Source organism: Alteromonas sp. W12 (genome assembly GCF_001924945.1).
Classification (GTDB): Bacteria; Pseudomonadota; Gammaproteobacteria; order Enterobacterales; family Alteromonadaceae; genus Alteromonas; species Alteromonas macleodii.
The window spans coordinates 464,600-482,292 of the sequence record NZ_LQXH01000007.1 but is presented as its reverse complement, the minus strand read 5'-3'; the positions used below and the strand labels follow the sequence as shown (position 1 = coordinate 482,292).

14 protein-coding genes and 1 other RNA gene are annotated in these 17,693 nt (G+C 45.1%); 7 read left to right on the top strand and 8 right to left on the bottom strand.

All coding sequences use genetic code 11. From position 1 onward, the window contains the following. Positions 1–39: 39 nt before the first annotated feature. From AWH61_RS09695 to AWH61_RS09660, 8 genes are all read right to left on the bottom strand, one after another. A complete protein-coding gene (locus AWH61_RS09695) occupies positions 40–972 on the bottom strand; it encodes a DHH family phosphoesterase (RefSeq protein WP_039228034.1) in 933 nt (310 codons plus the stop codon). Positions 973–1,056: 84 nt separating this feature from the next. Further along, positions 1,057–2,346: a M24 family metallopeptidase gene (locus tag AWH61_RS09690; RefSeq protein ID WP_075176921.1), complete on the bottom strand. Its 1,290-nt coding sequence runs from the start codon at positions 2,344–2,346 to the stop codon at positions 1,057–1,059. A 110-nt stretch (positions 2,347–2,456) separates the two neighbouring features. Continuing rightward, the gene (locus tag AWH61_RS09685) at positions 2,457–3,332 is read right to left on the bottom strand and encodes an EamA family transporter (RefSeq protein ID WP_075176920.1); all 876 of its coding nucleotides are present in this window, start codon (positions 3,330–3,332) and stop codon (positions 2,457–2,459) included. 47 nt (positions 3,333–3,379) lie between these two features. Continuing rightward, a complete protein-coding gene (locus tag AWH61_RS09680) occupies positions 3,380–4,924 on the bottom strand; it encodes a M28 family metallopeptidase (protein ID WP_075176919.1) in 1,545 nt (514 codons plus the stop codon). 483 nt (positions 4,925–5,407) lie between these two features. Then, the gene (locus AWH61_RS09675; RefSeq protein ID WP_014950375.1) at positions 5,408–6,580 is read right to left on the bottom strand and encodes an FAD-dependent 2-octaprenylphenol hydroxylase; all 1,173 of its coding nucleotides are present in this window, start codon (positions 6,578–6,580) and stop codon (positions 5,408–5,410) included. Further along, positions 6,567–7,913 carry an FAD-dependent monooxygenase gene (locus AWH61_RS09670; RefSeq protein ID WP_075176918.1) on the bottom strand — a complete coding sequence of 449 codons (1,347 nt, stop codon included), beginning with the start codon at positions 7,911–7,913 and terminating at the stop codon, positions 6,567–6,569. The genes AWH61_RS09675 and AWH61_RS09670 overlap by 14 nt, the downstream gene beginning before the upstream one ends. 193 nt (positions 7,914–8,106) lie before the next feature. After that, the gene (gene pepP / locus AWH61_RS09665; RefSeq protein ID WP_075176917.1) at positions 8,107–9,426 is read right to left on the bottom strand and encodes a Xaa-Pro aminopeptidase; all 1,320 of its coding nucleotides are present in this window, start codon (positions 9,424–9,426) and stop codon (positions 8,107–8,109) included. 76 nt (positions 9,427–9,502) lie between these two features. After that, complete coding sequence (locus AWH61_RS09660) at positions 9,503–10,069, bottom strand: UPF0149 family protein (protein ID WP_039228193.1); 567 nt, start codon at positions 10,067–10,069, stop codon at positions 9,503–9,505. A 594-nt stretch (positions 10,070–10,663) separates the two neighbouring features. On the opposite strand from AWH61_RS09660, the gene ssrS reads away from it, so the two are divergent. From ssrS to serA, 7 genes are all read left to right on the top strand, one after another. Continuing rightward, positions 10,664–10,846, top strand: a non-coding RNA gene (gene ssrS / locus AWH61_RS09655) — 6S RNA. A gap of 21 nt (positions 10,847–10,867) precedes the next feature. After that, complete coding sequence (locus AWH61_RS09650) at positions 10,868–11,764, top strand: ribokinase (protein WP_014950380.1); 897 nt, start codon at positions 10,868–10,870, stop codon at positions 11,762–11,764. Positions 11,765–11,786: 22 nt separating this feature from the next. Continuing rightward, positions 11,787–12,728 (top strand): nucleoside hydrolase, encoded by a 942-nt coding sequence (locus AWH61_RS09645; RefSeq protein ID WP_014977204.1) that lies wholly within the window; start codon positions 11,787–11,789, stop codon positions 12,726–12,728. Between the two features lie 66 nt (positions 12,729–12,794). Beyond that, a complete protein-coding gene (locus AWH61_RS09640; RefSeq protein WP_075176916.1) occupies positions 12,795–14,423 on the top strand; it encodes a hybrid sensor histidine kinase/response regulator in 1,629 nt (542 codons plus the stop codon). Between the two features lie 300 nt (positions 14,424–14,723). After that, on the top strand, positions 14,724–15,344 hold the full coding sequence (locus AWH61_RS09630) for a 5-formyltetrahydrofolate cyclo-ligase (RefSeq protein ID WP_083605902.1): 621 nt from the start codon (positions 14,724–14,726) through the stop codon (positions 15,342–15,344). 90 nt (positions 15,345–15,434) lie between these two features. Beyond that, positions 15,435–16,091, top strand: a complete 657-nt coding sequence (gene rpiA, locus AWH61_RS09625) for a ribose-5-phosphate isomerase RpiA (RefSeq protein ID WP_014950385.1) — start codon at positions 15,435–15,437, stop codon at positions 16,089–16,091. A gap of 347 nt (positions 16,092–16,438) precedes the next feature. Next, positions 16,439–17,668 carry a phosphoglycerate dehydrogenase gene (gene serA / locus AWH61_RS09620; protein ID WP_014980012.1) on the top strand — a complete coding sequence of 410 codons (1,230 nt, stop codon included), beginning with the start codon at positions 16,439–16,441 and terminating at the stop codon, positions 17,666–17,668. The last annotated feature ends 25 nt before the right edge of the window (positions 17,669–17,693 follow it).

Here is a 17,693-nt window from a genome sequence, read left to right as displayed (position 1 = left end):
GAGTACTTTTTCTGCCCCACCGTTCTTATTCAATTAGCTTTAGCCATCACTCGTGATGGTTTCGATAAGCTCGCCGAGTACAGTTTCGGCTTTGCTGGTTTCAACCTGACATGTACCTGCGTTCATGTGACCACCGCCGCCATACTTTAAGCACAACTCTCCCACATTGGTTTTTGAGCTACGATTAGTAATGGATTTACCAATAGCAAATACCACGTTTTGCTTTTTCAGCCCCCACATCTTGTGAATAGAGATATTGCAGTCGGGGTACATGGCATAAATAACAAACCGGTTTGTCGCGTAAATGGTTTCTTGGTCGGTTAAATCAAGCACAACTAAGTTGTCGTATACGGTAGAACACTTGGCAATTTGCGCCTTCGCCATTTCATTGTGCTCGTGATACAAACTCACGCGCTCGGCCACGTCTTCCATTTGCAGTATTTCTTCAATGCTGTGGTCTTTGCACGCATCTATTAGCTTCATCATTAGCTGATAGTTAGAGATTTTGAAATCTCTGAAACGACCAAGCCCAGTTCGCGCATCCATAATGAAATTCATGAGCACCCAATCTGTGGGCTCAAGGATTTCTTCTTCGCTAAACTGTGCAGAGTCTCCTTTATCTACCGCGTCCATCATATCTACTGAGATATTAGGAAATTTATCTGCACCACCGTAATAGTCGTAAACAACGCGCGCCGCCGACGGCGCTTTCGGATCAATGATGTGATTATCAATATCGCCTGAGTTACGCACTGTTTCACTTAAGTGATGGTCGAAGGCAATATGGCAACCCGCAACGTAAGGCAGGTTAGTGGTGATATCATTCTCGGTAATATCAATTTTACCGTCTTGCATGTCTTTTGGATGAACAAACAAAATATCGTCAATTAAGTCTAAATCTTTCAATAAAACTGCACATACCAGTCCATCGAAATCACTTCGCGTAACCAATCTAAATTTTCTTTCAGGCATAGTTTATCCATCATTCACTTAGGTAATAATTTTAAGTGTAACAGCTAATAAAAATTTTGAGAGACAGGTTTATTAACTTCTTATTTAGCTTTTTAAATTCAACAATTTACCCAGCGGCTTGGCCAAACTTTCTGGCGGTTCGGTAAAGTAAGCGGGGCCTGTTTCTGTCATGTACAAACAGTCTTCTAAGCGCACACCAAATTCACCCGGAATATAGATACCCGGCTCATTAGAAAAGCACATGCCTTTTCTAAGTGGCGTATTTTCACCACGCACGAAGTTAACACTCTCGTGTCCTTCCATGCCGATACCGTGACCTGTTCTGTGACTTAGCCCAGGCAATGCATAGTCTTTGCTGTACCCCTTGCTAGCATAGTATTGACGCACTGCGTCGTCCACTTTACCTGCTGGCTCACCAATTTTAGCTGCGGCAAATGCTACGTTCTGCCCTTCCCTTACTGTATGCCATACGTCCTGAACTTTCTGAGACGCTTTGCCAAATACCAAAGTACGGCTTATGTCGCTTTGGTAACCGTGCACGCTGCAACCGCTGTCTAGCAAGATCACCGAGCCTTCTTTGATAGTTTGTGCTGCGTTTGTGCCATGAGGATAAGCACTTGCATCGTTAAACAGCGCCAAACACCATGTACCGCTGCCGCCTAAGCGCTGCTGTGCGGTGTTCATCAAACTTTTTACATCCTGCTGACTCATGCCAAGCTTTAGGTTGCTAAAAACAAACTCGTAAGCACGTAAAGTAACTTCATTGGCCTTATGCATAAGTGCCAGTTCACTCGCAGTTTTATACATGCGACAGCCAAGGGTAATTGGCTCGGCGGGAACGATATTAATGTTTGGCAACGCTCGGCTGACTCCAGTAACTACAAAGTAGCGTACGCTGCTTTCAAAGCCGATATTGCCGCTTGTTATACCGCGCGATTTTAAAATATTGGCTACGACATCAAACGGGCTTTCATGCTCTTGCCACACTCTTACATCATCGCCTATAGCTAACGACTCAAGCACACTTGGCTTTTCGAAAAATGGCGTTACCACCGCCATGTCACCTTTTTGAGGGATAACCAGCGCGGTCAAGCGCTCACTACGCCACCATTTTATCCCTGAAAAATAATCCATCGCAGCGCCAGGCTCGACCAGAATTGCCGCAATGTCTTGGGCTTTCATAAGCGACTGCGCTTTTTCAATACGCGCTTTGCGTTCTTCTACGGTAATCGGCTTCGCATTTGCGGTGATATCACTTAGCCCGCTTAAACCGTTAATGTCTGTTGCATTGGTTTGATTAATTGCAGCCATAGAAGCCACAGGAGCAAGCGCAAAGCTAGCGCCCGCTAATTTCAAGAAATGTCGCTTATCCATGTTCCCTTCCTGTCGTTTTAATTAAGGTTGTTTAGCACTTTTTTGTTTTATGAAAATAACATTCAGTTGATTTTGTACTAAAAACTTCAGTGTTTAATATTGTCATTACTTTATGCCCACATAACAAAGATTGCGGCAAGCCCAATAAGAAGTAAGCCAGCAATTTCGCGTTTTGTGACTGCATTTTTTAGCCAGTAATGTGAGAGTACCAAGGTAAGTAACACCTCTAACTGCCCAAGCGTTTTTACTAGCGCCACATGTTGTAATGCCATAGCGGTGAACCAACAAATTGAGCCCAAACAGCTTACCGTGCTAATCGCTAGCACCTGCTTTTTAGCGTTGGTTAGCTGTCTGAACACGAAGGGTTTAGTTAGCGCAATATAACCACTTAAACTTATCGTTTGTACACACAGTACCCATAACAACACCCAAGCAGCAGCGACCGTATGCTGAACATTTAGCATATGACTTGCCTCGCGCACCAACAGTGATGTCAGCGCAAAACAGGTACCGCAAGCAAGACCTATGACCATGGTTTTCACACTAATGCCATGGAGCCGATTGCCGCTGCTTAACACAAATACTGCTATTGCGCCTATTACTATGCCCGCCCACCCAAGGGGCGTTAAATAACTTCCGAAAAAGAGCATGCCTACAACGCCGGCCACCAAGGCCTCACTCTTCGCTAGACCTGCGCCAATAGCAAAATTCTTCTGCTTGAACAAAATCACCATTAAAGAAGTGGCCGCTATTTGAAGTAGCGAAGCACACAGTATCATTGCAATAAAAGAGCCTGAGAACTCAGGTACTTGACTGGCGCTACTACTGTAGAGAATGAGTAAATAGACGAGAGCTATTGGCGGTGCCAAGATAAAGCGAGATAGCGTCACCCCAGAGGTGTTAACTGCGCCGCTCAATTTGCTCTGCAGCGCATTGCGCACGGTTTGCATAACAACCGCGCCCAACGTAAATAAAATCCAACTCATTAGCGTCGCTTTACCTTGTTATATCGCTACCTATAGTTAAGCGTGAATTACTTTGCCTCTTTCACTTCCATTGCCTGTGTGCGCTTGTCTTTAAAGTCAGAGTCACGTTTCCAGTATGGCCACACATCGCCTTGGGCGTAATAGTTCAGCATAGAGCCGATAAGTGAGAGGTCTTGTTGCACACCACCTAATGTCCAGCTTGGAAGGTAGTCATCATCTGCTTTATGGTAGCGTTTGGCGATGAAGCTAGGGTCGGTATCGCCTAAGCTCATGAACAAAATTGAAGGCACGCCCTGCTTAGCAAGCGCGAAGTGATCTGAGCGGAAGAACAGTCCATTTTGAGGTCGCGGATCCATTTTAACCGTTCGTCCTTGTAGCGCGGCAGCTGTTGCTAAATCGTCTTCAATAGATAAATAACCTTCGCCGTACTGCAAAATGTAATCAACATCATCGTTTACATTCATGCCGTCGATATTTAAAAAAGCCACCATGTTCGATGTTGGTACCGGCGGGTTATTTGCAAAATAATCGGCACCGAGTAGCCCTGTTTCTTCAGCGGTAAACGCACTAAACATTAGTGTGCGCACAAAGCCCTCTTCGCGTTTTGAAAGCGCATCTGCCAATGTAAGCACACCTGCTACGCCAGACGCGTTGTCTACCGCACCATTGTAAATAGTGGTTTGGCCGTTCTTCTCAACTTTGCCTAGGTGGTCCCAGTGAGCGTGAAGCATTACCCATTCTTCTGGCTTATCTGTACCTTCTAAAATGCCTGCAACATTTTGCGACTCGGCACGCTCAATAGTATTGGTGAAGCCCAATGATGCTTTTGTGTTTAGCGCGATGGGCATAAATCCTGGCTTTGAAGCTTTGTCTTTAAGCTCGCCATAGTCCATACCCACTTTTTCAAATAGCTGTCTTGCGGCATTTAAATGAAGCCAACCCATTACGCCGACTTGTGAAGCATTGTTGTTGTCGTCGACTAAACTGAATTTGGTATTGGAATTTGAGTTTTCGACTACGCCCCACCCGTAACCCGCAGGCATGGTTTCATGAATAATGAAAACCGCTTCTGCCCCCTGCCTGGCTGCTTCTTCGTACTTATATGTCCAACGACCGTAATAGGTCATTGCGTTGCCCTGAAAAAGCTCTGGATCTTTAGAAGCGAAACCTGGGTCGTTTACCAGCATTACAACGGTTTTTCCTTTTACATCCAGGCCTGCGTAATCATTCCAATTGTACTCTGGGGCATTAATGCCATAACCCACAAAAACTACATCACTATTAGCAAGTGAGTAGTCATTAACAATGCGCTGAGTACGGGCTGTAAACTCGCTGCCTGCGCTAAAATCAAGCCCGCCTATTTTTAACGATGAAATGTTCTTAGGCGTTATTTTGGCTAAAGGCACAGCTTGGGTGTAGCTATCGCCAAAGGCTGGCTTCAACCCTAGCTTTTTGTATTGGGTTACCAAGTAATCGACTGTTTTCTCTTCACCTTTCGACAAAGGCCCTCGCCCTTCAAACTCATCGCTTGCCAGTGTTTTAACGTGCTGACGATATACGTCCAAATCGATAGAGGCATTACTCAGCGTCATCTTTTTGCTTTTTGTTGTCGCCGACGATTCAACCGAAGCTAAGTTAGAAGCAGGTACTTCGGCATTCGCCGAAACAATAGATAAGGTAGAGGTGAGTACGGAAGCGGCGCATACAAAGGAAAAGGCGCGATAAGGTTTGCAAAGATAGGTAAACATAAGCCATTGGTACAAATAAAAAAGGATACCGAAGAGTATCCTGTACCGCATACTATCTCAACGCCGAAACGACTAAACCACAAGAATGGGGTCAGAGTACATTTCTTTGCTTTTGGAGCGAGATAGATAATTAGAAAGCTTTGCCGCCTGTTTTCTATGATGTGTGAAAAAGTACACTTCCAAGCTTCAATAATGGGGTCAGAGTACATTTATTCGGTTTTGTAATAGGGAAAGCCAATAATGTACTCTGACCCCACTATTCGAGGGTGGCGAAAAAAGTACTCTGACCCCACTATTTAAATGTACTCTGACCCCATTTTTTTGGGTTTATAGGCCCATGGCGTGGCTGACGAAGGCGGTTTTAATGGTGCTGAGTTTGTCTGTGGCTGAAAGACCAATTCCTCTGACCAACTTTTTGAGGGGGTCGTCGCCGTCGAATAAGAATTTAAAGCCGTCCATTGCGGCAATCATTTTCGTGGCTTCTGTTTTACGGCTTCGTTCGTAGCTGCGTAAGTGCTTGTACAAACCTATGTCTTTACCCGACGCCTTTAAGCTGTTTAGGGTTTCAGCCAATGCGAGCGCATCTTGCATTCCCAAGTTAGCGCCCTGCCCTGCAAGCGGGTGAATGGTATGCGCTGCATCGCCTACCAGCACCACACCGTCTTTCGCCCACTGGCGTGCATAACGCATGGTCAACGGGAAAGCGGCGCGCTTGGTTTCAAGCGAAATAGTGCCAAGAACGCTATTACTAGCCGCAGTTAACGCATTACAGAACGCAGCGTCATCCAATGCCATTAATAAGTTCGCTTGCTCTGGCGTTTGCGACCATACAATAGAACATACATTTGGCTCAGACATAGGCAGTAGCGCGAGCGGTCCTGTGGGTGTGAACGCTTGTCTCGCCACATTATTATGCGGCTCTACCGTTTTGATATTAGCGACAATCGCCGTATGCTCGTAGTCTTTAAAAGTAATAGGCAAGCCAGCTTGCTTTCTCACAAACGAATTTGCGCCATCGGCGCCTACTAATAACCTGCAGCTTAGCACGTCATCATTATCAAGCATCAGCATGGTTTGGTTTGGGCCAGCTAATACTCTATCAATACCCGCGGTAATCAACTCCACGTTAGGCTGCGCTTCCACAGATTTAGACAGTGCATTGACTAAAGCCTGATTCTCTACAATCACGCCAAGCGCATCACTGCCCATTTCATCGCATGAAAAGTGAATGTCGCCAAAACTGTCTTTGTCCCATACATGCATGTCGGTGTAAGGGTTGGCGCGATCTTGCTGCAAATGCGACCACACATCAAACTGTTGCAGCGCTTTAATATTAGCCTGGTTTATGGCACTCACTCTCGCCGTTGGCTTCTCGTCCAGAGTCTGATAACACGCCGCTTTATCGACTATTGCTATGCTCAATTCACTGTGTTTAAGCGCCGCTGCAAGGGTTAGCCCTACAATTCCGCCGCCCACTATCGCTATATCAACATGCTGCATTGTTATCTCTTTTTCTTAGTGGTGTTTCGCCATAGCCCGTCGTGTGTTTAACAAACGCTTTTTTCGCTTGGGGCATCATGCTTAATGCCAATAACGACACATTACGCCCAATTACCGTTGGAAAATACTGGTTTGAAAAGGTGCGAACTAGCGTATCGGTCAGGGCTATCGTGTTGTCCCTGTCATTCTTACGCGAATTGGCGTAATGCTGAGTAATACTAAAAGCACCTGCATCGAAATTAGCGGATGCGATTGTATTGTTTTTCTCTTCGTATGAATCCTGCTCGCCGTGCTTTTCCGCTGACGCTTGCAGCACAGACACTAAAGTACTTAAGTCGCGTAAGCCTAGATTGAAGCCTTGCCCTGCAATAGGATGTAGCGCCTGTGCCGCATTGCCTACCACCACGGTGCGATGACTAGCAACTTGCTGCGCCTTAGTAAGCGCTAACGGGTAACTTGCCAACTCACTGACTCTCAGTACTTTGCCCTGTCGATAGCCAAATGCTTCCTGTAGGGCCTTGATAAATGCGCGTTGATTTAATGCCATTAACGACTTTGCGGCGTCGGTATCTACGGTCCATACAACTGAAAAGCCGTTTCCATTAGCCTTGATATCATCGATTTCACTGTCGAAAGGCAGGAACGCTAACGGGCCACTCTGGGTGAAACGCTCGTACGCTTTGTTTTCATGGGGTAGCTGAGTGTGCACGTTAAAAACAATGGCCGTTTGGTGATAATCATTGACTGTTTTTGAAATGCCAACCTGGTCAGCTAATCCTGAGCGACCGCCATCGGCCAGTACCAGCAGCTTTGTGGTAAGCGATTGCCCATTATCTAGCTGCACCTCTACAAAATTGCACTGCTGCTTTACGTTCGTTACCTTGGCAGGTGCGATATATTGGTAGCTTGAGGCTGCACCTGCCGCCAATCGCGTTAGTGCGCTTAAGCTCACCACCTGGCCAAACGCGTCAATGTGGTAGTCACTGCTTTGAAGGTTTAATAGCCCCAAGTGCCCTTTGTCGCTAACCTCAATATGCTTAATTTGAGGAGGTAACTCACCGTTGTGCTGCTTAGCTACATCATCAAGGTTTAGCCCCATGTGAGACAGTTCTTCAACAGTACGTCTTGCCAAGGCAATCACTCGGGTGTCGGTAAAAGGGTTAAAGTCGACTAAGCTTTTACTGGTTTGCTCTGGGTCAGCCGCATCAATTAGGGTGACAGATAAGCCAGAGCTGTTTGCAGGAAATACTTTCTCTACGAGTGCTTTGGCTAATACAGTACCGACAATACCACCACCAATAATTACTACATCAACCGCTGCTGCCGATTCCACTGTTTTTATATTCCTGTCGTCCAGAGGCTCTAATTATTAAAAGCGTTAATTCTGAGATTTTTTTCTTTATATTAAAGGCTAGTTTTTAGCGTAATTAAAACTGGTAGTTTAAACCGGTAACTTGAACCAAAGTTCCGTATTTCACACTTATCGCAGTTTTTCAAACCTTGGTAAACCCAGCAAATTTTGACAACTAGTCTCTGCTTTCAGCCATAAGTGCTTCAATCTCATCAATGTCTTTTGGCACATCTGCGGTAAGAATATCGACACCCGTCGCAGTAATCACCACATCATCTTCAATTCTTACACCAATGCCTTTGTATTTTTCCGGCACGTTGCTGTCTTGGCTAATGTAAATGCCGGGCTCAACAGTGATCACCATGCCAGGCTTTAACGGACGGTCTTCACCGTCAATTTTGTAGTTGCCTACATCGTGCACATCTAGACCTAAATAGTGCCCTAAACCATGCATGTAAAACTGACGCCACGTTTCATTTTCAAGGTTTTCTGCCACACTACCTTCAAGAACGCCAAGGTCAACTAAACCTTGAGTAATAATTTCTACGCTATGTAACATGGCTTGTGACAAGGTAACGCCGGGCGCTAACATGTCTAACACGCTTTTTTGCGCTTTTAATACAACGGTGTAAATTTCGCGCTGAGCATGTGTGAACTTTCCATTTGCAGGAAACGTTCGCGTGATATCCGCAGCATAACCTTGATATTCAGCACCTGCATCGATCAAGATCAAGTCACCGTCATTTACCTGCGCGTTATTTTGCGTGTAATGCAAAATACACGCATTATCGCCGCTTCCAACAATAGTACTATAAGCAGGTGAACGGGCTCCCGCCATGGCAAATTCGTGGTGAATTTCAGCTTCTAGCTGGTACTCGTAACAACCAGGCGCAGCGAACTGCATAGCTCGCTTGTGCGCACGTGCGCTTATCTCACCCGCCGCTTTCATCATGGCCACTTCACACGCTGATTTGAATAAACGCATTTCGTGTAAAATAGGCTGTAAGTCGTGAATCGCCCTTGGTGCCAGTGATTCTTTGGGCGCATCGCGCAAGGTGTTTAGCGCTTCAGAAAATAACAGGTCATTGTCTTTCTTGTGACCCAACGAAAAGTACACATTGTCTTGACCTTGAATTGACGCTAACAGCGCTTCTTCAAGTTCTTGCAACTCAAACGCTTCATCTAGACTAAATCGGGCAAGTGCAGCTTCGGCTCCTAAGCGTTTGCCGTGCCAAATTTCTGCACTTTTGTCTTTCTCTTGTACCACCATTGCACGATAACTTTCACCGTAACGAGGGTGGTTAGACAATATCAACCAAGCATTAGGCTCTTCAAATCCTGTCAGATACCAAAAGTCGCTATCTTGCCTGAACGTATATTCGGTATCGCGACTTCGGGTTACCATACCTGCTGCTGGCACAATACACACACTATTCGGCTCGCACTGTGCAAGCAGTCGGTCCTGCCTGGCGATAAACTCTTGCGCACTAATCATAAAAGAGAAAACCCTAAAAAAATCTCGTTAAAACGAGTGGCGACTTACGGCCACTTTTAATATCTTCAGTTAATTACTAGTGTACGGATGGCGTGTCTTGTTGATCATCTAGAAGTGATTGGCCAAGTTCGCTGAAGCATAAAATTGCTGAAATTTTCACGTATTCTTCAACCTCTAACAGCGCCTTTTCAGACTCTTCGTCCGCGTCCATTGGCTCTTCCATACGTGAAATATCTGAAAAGTCTTCAAGTGCCTCTTTTACGTCGTCAGAACATTGCATAAGGTCTTGCTGGTGTAGGCCAAACCCAAGCATGAAACCTTGCACCCAGTTTATTAGTGCAGCCCCACGATCGTTGATAGGCGCTTGATCATCAGGAAGTAACAAATTGAGCGCGAATTCAGGCTCAAGAAGCTGCTGACAGGTTTGATTGAAAAGGCTATTTAAAAGGTGCTGGGTAGGGTCGCTAAACGCATCACCCTGATTAATGGTTTCACTTAACGCTTCTAGCCATTTTTGGTCGGTAAGCGACATGCCTCCGCAAAGCATACCGCACAAAATGCCATGCACTTCTGCAGCATCAACAATTACGCCTTGCTGAGACAATTTATTACTTACGCTATCGTAATCGAGCTGTTTTTCCACGAATTGTTCTCTTTTGTTTTGAATAGTTTGAGATACAGACGCCACTTTTATATAGCGATTAATTACCGTCTATTTTGGCGGCGACTTACGTCAATGTCATCTCTTGATGGAGTTAATACTAGCAAAAATCAATGTGTAACGCCTCCTTTTGCCCTACCACTGCTCTAGCTTTGAACAAACAGCAAAAGTACTTTCAAGGTCTAATAACACTGTGTCGTACACACTTTACACAACGGTACTTAAACGTTGTTTACTCACTGTTCAAACGATGTTTAATTTGCGGCTATTTCGCTAAATTCGTTGCCGGACGGCTAGCAACATCGTCAGATTTCATCTAAGATCGCTGGTGTTGGATACGGAATTCCTTTAGCAACAGCGTGACAACGTTCATTAGCCTTTAATGCCTGAATAGCTGATTGGTTATTATTGAGCTTCTCTTATATGCGTGTATAATTGCTGACCAATTGGTCAAGAAAAGTAATATTTTTTTACCGCTTTTATAATCACCACGCAAAATAGTTATAAAGCGCTGTAGGTGATCCTCTTCACTGGATCTCGCGTTTGTTATACCCTGTTGCGTTAATACAACAACAATGTTTCCTGGGATGTTTGCTAGTTCATTCATGTCCCTGGCCGATGCTTTAAACCAAGGAAGTTGAAACAGCTGCTATTGTGCAAGCTCGACGCGTATCGAGAAGCCTACGGCAATTGTGATACTTCCGCCCTGAACTTTTCGGTTCACGGGCGAAACATGGACAGCGGCATTCTGGGAAGCGCCCTCTTTCGACGGAAGAAGAAATGGCAATAATAAATTTTGGCTCTATAAATATTGACCACGTTTATCAGGTAGATCACTTTGTACAACCTGGTGAGACGTTGGCCTCTACCCATTATCAAACCTTATTAGGTGGTAAGGGTGCAAACCAGTCTATTGCTTTAGCGCAAGCAGGTGCAGACGTAAGACACGTCGGTAGCATTCACGAAAACGACGCCTCATTTAAACAAGCTCTTATTAAGAAGGGTGTTGATTGTCGTGGCGTAAAGTGCTCAGAAGTTCCTTCAGGTCATGCGATTATCCAAGTCACGCCTAGCGGTGAAAACGCCATCGTATTATTTGGTGGTGCTAACCAAACCATTACCGCAAAAACCGTAATGCAAGCGTTAGACGATACGCGTCCTTCAGATTGGGTACTAACCCAAAATGAAACAAGCAGCATTGAAGAAGTACTTCGCCAAGCGAAAGAAAAGCAGCTTAAAGTAGCTTTTAACCCAGCGCCTATGAGCGAGTCGGTTAAACAGCTTCCGTTAGACTGCGTTGATTTACTTATTGTAAATGAAACCGAAGCTGCTGCGATTACCGGTAAAGAAGAACTTGAAGATATTGTGACAGTGTTCAAAGAGCAGTGGTCACACAGCGAAGTTATTATTACACTGGGTAAAGCGGGTGTAATGATGCTGCGCAAAAACGATGTTGTAGAAGTAAAAGCATTCTCTGTAGACGCGGTAGATACCACCGCAGCCGGTGACACCTTTATCGGTTATTTCCTGTCTGCATACAGCAACCACACCGATGCTAAACAAGCATTGCGTCGCGGGTGTGCAGCTTCAGCCATTGCGGTAACACGCGAGGGCGCAGCACAGAGTATTCCAACACAAAAAGAAGTGGATCGTTTCTTAGCGAAACACGCCAACTAGCAAGACGCATTGAGATAAATTGATGGCACATAAGATCATATTAGATACGGATCCGGGGATTGATGATGCAATGGCGATCTTTTTCGCCTTTCAGTCTCCAGACATTGAAGTACTTGGCTTAACGACCGTTTACGGTAACGTTCCAGTAACAATGGCAGCGCAAAACGCACTAACACTTTGTGAAATTGCAGGTAAAGATATCCCTGTAACTAAAGGTGTTGGCATGCCATGGGTTGGCCCAGAGTCAACGTACGCACACTTCGTACACGGTGAGCACGGCTTCGGTCATATTAAACCTGAAGCGCCTAAAACCGAGCTTGACCCACGCAGCTCTGCGCAGTTTATCGTTGATATGGCACGTAAGTACCCTGGCGAAGTTACTATTGTTGCTATTGGCCCACTAGGTAACTTGGCCCTTGCGCTTCGTCTTGAGCCAGAACTTCCTAAGTTGGTAAAAGGCGTTAGCATAATGGGTGGTGCAGCGTTTGTACCAGGTAACGTTACGCCGGTAGCTGAAGCGAACATTTGGAACGATGCACATGCTGCAGAAATCGTTTTCGCAGCAGACTGGGAACTGACCATGTTTGGTTTGGACGTAACAAACTTCACGCCGTTCTCACCAGCCTTTGTTGAAAAGCTTGAAGAGAAAAACAATACCCTTGGTGGTTTTGTGAAAGAAAGCGCCCAGTTCTACATGGATTTCTACTCGCAAAACCGTGAAGATCGCGTGTGTTTCTTCCACGATGCATTCCCGATTGCTCACCTTCGCCACCCTGAGCTATTTGAACTAACTGAAGGTCACGTTCGCGTTGGAACAGGGACACTAGATAGAGGGCAAACTGTAGTTGCGCCTAAAGGTACAACACCGAGTCCACTATGGAATGAAGCAAATACCATAAAGGTAGCGACCAAAGTTGACCACAAAAAGCTGGAACAACTATTCATAGACACCTACGCTCTATGATATGTTTAAGGGATTGTTAATACACAATCCCTTTTTTATTTACAGCTAGGTTTAAACTCAACGGTTATGAAAGCGGCGCCCCTCCCTCAAAATGAAGATGAACGTCTTGCCGAACTGCTCAGCTACGACGTACTCGATACTGAAGCTGAACAACTCTTTGATGACCTTACAGCCCTGGCCTCTCAAATTTGTGAAACCCCTATTGCGCTTATCAGCCTCATTGATCCAAACCGCCAATGGTTTAAATCAAGAGTAGGTTTAGACGCAGAAGAAACATCACGAGACATCGCGTTTTGCTCACATGCTATTTTGCAAAGCGATGTGTTTGAAATACCTAACGCTAAGTTAGACCCCCGGTTTCACGATAACCCGCTGGTGACTGGCGCGCCTGATATTCGGTTTTACGCCGGCGCACCACTGATTACCCCGTCTGGCCATGCAATTGGCACGCTGTGCGCCATTGATAGCAAACCACGCAAGCTAACCGAAACACAAAAAGCCTCGCTCCAAACCTTAAGTAAATCGGTAGTAGCACATTTAGAGTTAAAGCGGAAAAACCGAGAGCTTGAGCGCACCAGTCAATTCAAGTCTGACTTTCTTTCTTACGTAAGCCACGAAATTAGAACACCGCTTAATGCCATTAATACGTTTAGTCAGTTGCTTGAAGGCGAAGCCCAAAAGTTAAATTTACCCTCGTCATTTACCACCCCGCTTTCTCATGTAAGCCAAAGCGGTGAAAGGCTTTTAGAAATAGTAAATTCTGTTTTAGATATAAAGCAGATAGAAGCGGGGAAAATGCGTGTGATGCCACGCGCGGTGAATACCAAAGACTTTTTCACCCACTTATTTTCGCTTACTAAGATCCGCGCTGAAGACAGCGGTATCGTATTTAGCACTAGTATTGATGACGCTGTGCCCGACTCGTTGTTTTTCGATGACACCAAATTTGGTCAAGTTGCGCTTAACTTGCTATCGAATGCGATTAAGTTCACTAATCACGGCAAGTCAGTAAAAGCGCAGGTAAAATACAAAAGCGGCAAGGTAATATTTAATGTCATTGATCAAGGCATTGGTATGAGCGATGACGATCAAAAGCGGCTTTTTACACCTTTCGAGCGAATGGAAAACGCCCGTCAGATAAGTGGAACCGGCTTAGGCTTGAATATATCGAAGCGCCTTGTCGAGCTCATGGACGGGTCTATTAAAGTTAGTAGTAAGTTGAATCACGGTACCCGAATAAGTGTGACCTTACCTGCCGACGCCCTAAGCGCAAACCAGTTCGTTGAGGCACAACCGCGTAGCTTTGTTGCCCAAGTAAACATAGATAACTCAGTAAATGTATTGGTAGTTGAAGATCACTATATAAACCAAGTGGTTATTCAAACTTTGTTTGAAAAACTGGGCGTGTCGCTTTCTGTAGTAAGCACTGGCGAGGAAGGCGTTGAATACGCCAAGTCTAATCCAGTCGACTTAGTTCTTATGGATCTTAATTTACCAGGTATTCAAGGCGATGAAGCAACAGTAAAAATAAAGGGGTTTAAGCCAAACTTACCTATTGTTGCATTGACGGCCGATGTCATTACCCAGCCTGAATATTTGCGAGAACAAGGTCTTGATGACGTACTCACTAAACCGATAGATAGTAGTGAATTGGTGCGTGTGCTCAATCACTATTTAGGGCATCCAGACCAATGATTCTATTTGTTTTATTTAGGTAGCTTTATCTAAGTAGTTTTACCAAAGTGATTTTACCTGAGTCATCTTTACCTAGCCCAACAAACCTTTTTAACAGCCGTGGTAGTATAAGCTAACTCAATTGTAAGACAGGAGAACTCCTCTACCATGTCCCCCTCATCTTCAGGAAGCGGTACTTCTAGATCGTTGGCGTCTAACAAGGTTAATTCAACGGAAACGGCTTCAGCACCAGCTTTAGCAATGAAACCAACGCAGATTGCGCCGTCGCAAACCATACAAACAAGCGTTTCTAATGAAGACATGCAGGCCCGCGCTCAGCTTAGAAAAAAGCTTCGCGAGGCACGCCGAGGGTTAACTAACCAGCAACATACGGACGCCGCTAAGCGCATTGCTTCACGACTACGTACACTGCCCTTTCTTGATAACAGCACGACCATAGCCGGATATTTGGTTAACGATGGCGAGGTCAATTTAACCTATTTTATCGAGTCTATTTGGCAGTCTACACATGATAAAAAATTCGCTCTACCTGTATTACACCCCGTATGTAAAGGACATTTGTTATTTTTGTCTTATACCCAGCACTCTCAATTGGTGAAGAATAAGTACAACATTGAAGAGCCAGTATTGTCGTGTGAAAACGTCGTTCCTGTTAGGCAATGCGACGTTATTCTTATGCCGCTTGTAGGGTTTGATGTAAACGGCAATCGCCTGGGTATGGGGGGCGGCTACTACGACCGAACTTTGAGTTTTACCCAACGCGCGCCAGATTCACATTCATTTTCGGTTAGTAAAACGCCTAAGTTAGTGGGTATTGCCCACGACATTCAAGAAGTAGATGCTCTGCCCGTTGCACCATGGGATGTCCCCCTTGATGCCATCGTGACGCCCTCGCGCACACTGCAATTCACTAAACCGTGATAGTCATTATAACAAATTGAACATACGAACTTGTGGGTTCACGTGCGCTTATAAGTTACACTTGCGAACACAATAAGTCGGAGAATGACCATGGATCAGAACGCAAAAAAACAAGCCGTAGCCAAAGCAGCCATCGAATATGTTGAAGCAGACAGCATTGTCGGTGTGGGTACAGGTTCTACCGTAAATTTCTTTATTGAAGAACTCGGTAAAATTAAACACAAAATTGAAGGTGCAGTATCAAGTTCAGAAGCCTCTACCGAGCGTTTAAAAGCCTTAGGCATTGAGGTATTCGAGTTAAACGAAGTCAGCAACCTATCGGTTTATATCGACGGTGCCGATGAAGTGACCGAACACAAGCATATGATTAAAGGCGGAGGCGCAGCACTCACTCGCGAGAAAATTGTAGCCGGTGCGGCGACCACGTTTGTGTGTATTGTTGATGAAAGTAAGCGCGTTCCTGTGTTGGGCTCGTTCCCCCTTCCCGTTGAAGTTATTCCCATGGCTCGTTCTTTCGTAGCACGAGAGCTAGTAAAGCTTGGTGGCGATCCTGAATATAGACAAGGTGTTGTCACCGATAACGGCAACGTTATTTTAGATGTTCACAACCTTGAGATTCTGAATCCTCGTGAGCTAGAACAAAAAATAAATAATATTCCTGGCGTGGTAACGAACGGCATTTTCGCACTACGAGGCGCGGACATAGTGCTAAGTGCTACAGATAGTGGTGTTGAAACCTTTAAGTGATAACTGAGTAAGACGTATAGTGCGGTGAAAAGCTATACAAAATACTACTTTCAACTTAACGCGTTTTCTGTTAGTTTCCGTTTAGACGTCTAGATGTCCTTAAAAGAAGTTCACTAAGCGTCTTAACTTTTACGTTAGTTAAGGCCAATTCCTTAATAACGAAAGCAATCAACGTGATTATAAAAGCTTGGTAGCAATAATGCCCAAGCAAGGCTTTCAGAGCTGCAAAGCGATGTCGTTGCAGCGCAGGTTATACGCAGCCTTGTGTTTAATAATGGCAGGTTTCTGAGAGTCTTGGATTGCGGTGCAAGCAAACCAAAATTACATCAGTGAGAGATAGCGAGTTCATGAGCAAAGTTTCATTAGAGAAGGATAAGATCCGAATTTTGTTGTTGGAAGGTGTTCACCAAAGTGCTTTGGAGACACTAAAAAGCAATGGGTATAGCAATATTGAATTTCTCAAGACCTCTCTTCCTGAAGACGAGTTAATTGAGAAAATTAAAGACGCCCACTTTGTTGGTATTCGCTCGCGTACTCAAATTACAGAGAAGGTAGTTGAAGCAGCACAAAAGCTTGTGGCTATCGGTTGTTTCTGTATTGGCACCAACCAAGTTGATCTTGAAGCCACCCAACGCCGCGGCATTCCCGTGTTTAACGCGCCATTTTCTAACACTCGTTCGGTTGCAGAACTTGTACTTGGCCAAATTATCCTTTTACTTCGCCAGGTGCCGAGTAAAAATGCCAAGGCTCACCGCGGTGAGTGGGAAAAAACGGCAGTCGGCTCATATGAAGCCCGCGGAAAGACACTTGGTATCATTGGTTATGGTCATATAGGCACACAGCTGAGTATTCTTGCTGAACACCTAGGTATGCGCGTTCAATTTTTCGATATCGAAGACAAGCTTGTGCTAGGTAATTCTGCCCAGGTAAAATCGCTTGAAAAGCTGCTTAATACCTCTGACGTTGTTTCACTTCACGTTCCTGAAACACCACAAACTCAAGATATGATTGGTGAAAAAGAGCTGTCTCAAATGAAGAAAGGCAGCATTTTGATTAACGCGTCTCGCGGTACTGTGGTAGATATCGATGCGCTTGCGAAGGCATTGGAAAGCGGCCAATTAAACGGCGCTGCTATTGATGTATTCCCGGTTGAGCCTAAATCTAATACTGAAGAATTCGAGTCGCCGCTTCGCGCGTTCGATAATGTCATTCTGACCCCGCATGTGGGCGGCAGCACGCAAGAAGCGCAAGAAAATATTGGTATTGAAGTGGCGGGTAAACTCGCGAAGTACAGCGATAACGGTTCAACGCTGTCAGCCGTTAACTTCCCTGAAGTGTCACTGCCAGAACATACTGGTCGTTCACGCCTACTTCACGTACACAAAAACCAGCCAGGTATTCTTACTCAGATTAACCAAGCGTTTGCAGAAAAAGGCATCAACATCGAAGCCCAGTACCTACAAACTAACGCAGAAATTGGTTATGTAGTAGTTGATGTTAAAGAAGACCGTGGTTATGAGGCACTTGCAGAGCTTCAGCAAATTGATGGCACAATTAAGACACGTATTCTTCACTAAGAAGAGTTGTTTAAAGGCTAAATAA

Coding starts and splice junctions, on each gene's coding strand:
- AWH61_RS09695 (WP_039228034.1), bottom strand. CDS start 972: ATGCCTGAAAGAAAATTTAGATTGGTTACGCGAAGTGATTTCGATGGA.
- AWH61_RS09690 (WP_075176921.1), bottom strand. CDS start 2,346: ATGGATAAGCGACATTTCTTGAAATTAGCGGGCGCTAGCTTTGCGCTT.
- AWH61_RS09685 (WP_075176920.1), bottom strand. CDS start 3,332: ATGAGTTGGATTTTATTTACGTTGGGCGCGGTTGTTATGCAAACCGTG.
- AWH61_RS09680 (WP_075176919.1), bottom strand. CDS start 4,924: ATGACGCTGAGTAATGCCTCTATCGATTTGGACGTATATCGTCAGCAC.
- AWH61_RS09675 (WP_014950375.1), bottom strand. CDS start 6,580: ATGCAGCATGTTGATATAGCGATAGTGGGCGGCGGAATTGTAGGGCTA.
- pepP (WP_075176917.1), bottom strand. CDS start 9,426: ATGATTAGTGCGCAAGAGTTTATCGCCAGGCAGGACCGACTGCTTGCA.
- AWH61_RS09650 (WP_014950380.1), top strand. CDS start 10,868: ATGGCAATAATAAATTTTGGCTCTATAAATATTGACCACGTTTATCAG.
- AWH61_RS09645 (WP_014977204.1), top strand. CDS start 11,787: ATGGCACATAAGATCATATTAGATACGGATCCGGGGATTGATGATGCA.
- AWH61_RS09640 (WP_075176916.1), top strand. CDS start 12,795: ATGAAAGCGGCGCCCCTCCCTCAAAATGAAGATGAACGTCTTGCCGAA.
- AWH61_RS09630 (WP_083605902.1), top strand. CDS start 14,724: ATGCAGGCCCGCGCTCAGCTTAGAAAAAAGCTTCGCGAGGCACGCCGA.
- rpiA (WP_014950385.1), top strand. CDS start 15,435: ATGGATCAGAACGCAAAAAAACAAGCCGTAGCCAAAGCAGCCATCGAA.
- serA (WP_014980012.1), top strand. CDS start 16,439: ATGAGCAAAGTTTCATTAGAGAAGGATAAGATCCGAATTTTGTTGTTG.